Origin of the sequence: Bradyrhizobium sp. BR 10289 (genome assembly GCF_019455385.1) — a bacterium.
GTDB lineage: Bacteria > Pseudomonadota > Alphaproteobacteria > Rhizobiales > Xanthobacteraceae > Bradyrhizobium.
Genome location: NZ_JACOFR010000060.1, coordinates 1 through 652 on the forward strand (window position 1 = coordinate 1; position 652 = coordinate 652).

The 652-nt window shown below is 68.3% G+C and carries 1 protein-coding gene; it reads left to right on the forward strand.

Annotated features, from left to right (window positions below):
• Positions 1–652 (forward strand): DUF1522 domain-containing protein (locus HYH08_RS37325; protein WP_220014813.1); only part of this gene is annotated, 652 nt, incomplete at both ends.

The following is a 652-nucleotide window of genomic DNA, read 5'->3' on the forward strand; positions in this document are numbered from 1 at the left end:
TCGACGGCGCGAGCTTCACGGTCGCCGGCCACACCATCACCTTCAAGGCGGGTGCTATCGGTTCCGCCACCGTTCCGACCGGTTCGGGCGTCAGCGGCAACCTCATCACCGACGGTTCCGGCAACTCGACCATCTATCTCGGTGCGGCCGGTGCCAACTCGGCAGCGACGGTTGGCGACGTGCTGAAGGCGGTCGATCTCGCCAGTGGCGTGAAGACCGCAGCTAACGCCTCCGGCGTTGCGACGGTCACGACCACGGCCGGCCAGACCCCTTCGTCGGTCAGCGCGACCGGCTCACTGCTGGTGCAGTCCACCACGGGCTCCGACCTTAACGTCACGGGTGCGGCTGACCTGCTGCATGCGCTCGGCCTGAGCAATGCGACGGGCGGCGCCACCGTCACCTCGACGGCAACCCGCACGGCCGGCTCGGGCACGCTCTCGACCGTTCTCCAGACCGGTTCGACGCTGAACGTCAACGGCCATGTCATCAACTTCAAGGACGGCGTTGCGCCCGCGGCGGCGAACGTTCCGACCGGCTCGGGCGTCAGCGGCAACCTCGTCACCGACGGCAGCGGCAACTCGACCGTCTATCTCGGGGCGGCCACCACGGCTGACCTGTTGAAGGCGATCGACCTTGCCACCGGCGTGCAGAC